The 2,155-nt window shown below is 75.4% G+C and carries 2 protein-coding genes; one reads left to right on the forward strand and one right to left on the reverse strand.

The annotated features are described in order from the left end of the window. Nucleotides 1–1,145 (forward strand): GAF domain-containing sensor histidine kinase (locus tag G9H71_RS22315; RefSeq protein ID WP_166284952.1); only part of this gene is annotated, 1,145 nt, incomplete at its 5' end. Between the two features lie 278 nt (nt 1,146–1,423). Here G9H71_RS22315 and G9H71_RS22320 read toward each other — a convergent pair. After that, nucleotides 1,424–2,089 carry a response regulator gene (locus tag G9H71_RS22320; RefSeq protein WP_269204805.1) on the reverse strand — a complete coding sequence of 222 codons (666 nt, stop codon included), beginning with the start codon at nt 2,087–2,089 and terminating at the stop codon, nt 1,424–1,426. Nucleotides 2,090–2,155: the final 66 nt, after the last annotated feature.

The raw sequence follows: 2,155 nt of genomic DNA on the forward strand, positions 1-2,155 counted from the left end.
GCGTCCTCGAGGAGGCCGACCGGCGCCGCCGCTGGCTGGAGGCGGCCGGCGAGATCACGTCGTCGCTGCTGGGCGACGCCGACCGGGACACCGAGCTCGGGCTCGTCGCCCGGCGGGCGCGCGAGGTCGCCGAGGCCGACGTCGCGATGATCATGCTGCCGTTCGGCCGCGACGAGCTCGTCGTCGAGGTGCTGGCGGGGCCGGCCGGGGCCGACGCGTACGGGCTGACCGGCGCGCGGATGCCGCTGGAGGGCTCGCTGACCGGCCAGGTGGTCCTGCAGGGGCAGGCCGTCGTGGTCGACGACCCGCCGCTGACCGGCGGGGAGGTGCGCGCCGACGTCGAGGTCCCCGCGGGGGCCGCGCTGGTGTCGGGTCCGACGCTGCTGGTGCCGCTCGGCACCGCGCACGACGTACGCGGCGTCCTCGCCGTCGCCCGCCGTCCCGGCGCGCCGAACTTCAGCAGCATCGACGTCCAGCTCGCGACGACCTTCGCCAACCAGGCCGCGCTCGCCCTCGACCGGCACCGCGCGCAGTCGGACCGGGCGCACCTCGCGGTCTACGAGGACCGCGACCGCATCGCCCGCGACCTGCACGACCTGGTGATCCAGCGGCTCTTCGCCACCGGCCTCGGGCTGCAGGGGCTCAGCCGCAGCTCCGACGAGCGGACGAAGGCCCGACTCGCCGTGGCCGTCGACGACCTCGACGCGACGATCCGCGACATCCGCACCACGATCTTCGAGCTCAACCGGCGCGTCGACAGCGACGACCTGCGCGGCCAGGTCCGCGACGTGCTCGCCGAGGCCGAGCGGGCGCTGGGCTACCCCGTCCGCCTGCAGCTGCGCGGGCCGATCGCGGAGGGCGTGCCGGACGAGGTGCGCCCGCACCTGCTCGCGGTCCTGCGCGAGTCGATGTCGAACGTCGCCCGCCACTCCGGCGCCGACGCGGTCGCCGTCGCGCTGACGGTCGACCGCGGCCTCACGCTCGTCATCGAGGACAACGGCTCCGGGCTCGGGGAGCGCGCGCGGGGCGGCAACGGGCTGCGCAACATGCGCCGGCGCGCGGAGATGTTCGGCGGCGGCATGTCGGTCGAGACGCGCGAGGGCGGGTCCGGCACGCGGCTGGAGTGGCGCGTACCGCTGGGGTGACGACCGCGCGGCGCGACGCGGCTCCGACACGGCCCGCTCCGCGATCATGCACATGTGGCGAGTTGTCCACAGCAGGCCCGGCCGGCTCCTCGGCGCTCGGCGCGGTCAGCCAGCGCACGAGGCCGTGCCCACGACCACGGGCACGGGCTGACTCCCGGCAGAAGTCTCGGCCGAAGCCCGTGATCAACCTGCCTCCGCGCGACCGGAAGGTGGCCACACCAACGCCGGAACGCCGCGCACCCCGAGGGGGTACGCGGCGGCGGCGCAGCGGGCGGAGGTCAGCGCACCCGGGCGACGTTCTTGGTGGCGAAGATCGCGGCCTGGGTGCGGCTCTCCAGGCCGAGCTTGCCCAGCAGGTTGGAGACGTGGTTCTTGACGGTCTTCTCGGCGAGGGTGAGCTTCTCGGCGATCTGCCGGTTGGTCATGCCCTCGGCGATGTGGCCGAGGATCCGGCGCTCCTGCTCGGTGAGGCTGGCGAGCCGGTCGGGGCGGCCGCCGCCGCGCAGCCGCTCGAGCACGCGCGCGGTGACGGCGGGGTCGAGCAGGGACTGGCCGGCCGAGACGCGGTGGACGGCGTCGACGAGGTCGTCGCCGCGCATCTGCTTGAGCAGGTAGCCCGAGGCGCCGGCGGTGATCGCGGCGAAGAGCGCCTCGTCGTCGTCGTACGAGGTCAGGATCAGCACGCGGATGCGCGGGTCGGCCGAGCGCACGTCGCGCGCGACCTCGACGCCGCTGCCGTCGGGGAGCCGGCCGTCGAGGACGGCGACGTCGGGGCGGACCGCGAGGATGCCGGCGCGGGCCTCGGCCGCGGTGCCGGCCTCGCCGACGACGACGATGCCCGGGTCGCTCTCCAGCAGGTCACGCAGCCCGCGCCGCACGATCTCGTGGTCGTCCAGCAGGAAGACCCGTACCGGGTGCACCGGCTCCGCCGCGGCCATGCTCATGTCGCCACTCCCGTCCCACGCCGGGGAACCTCCCCACGCCCGGACAGATTCGGCAGGAAAGGCCTC

The sequence above is a fragment of the Motilibacter deserti genome (assembly GCF_011250635.1).
Classification (GTDB): Bacteria; Actinomycetota; Actinomycetes; order Motilibacterales; family Motilibacteraceae; genus Motilibacter_A; species Motilibacter_A deserti.

What these genes read in the sequence shown, in the direction of transcription:
- G9H71_RS22320 (WP_269204805.1), bottom strand. Translation starts at nt 2,089, where the DNA reads ATGAGCATGGCCGCGGCGGAGCCGGTGCACCCGGTACGGGTCTTCCTG.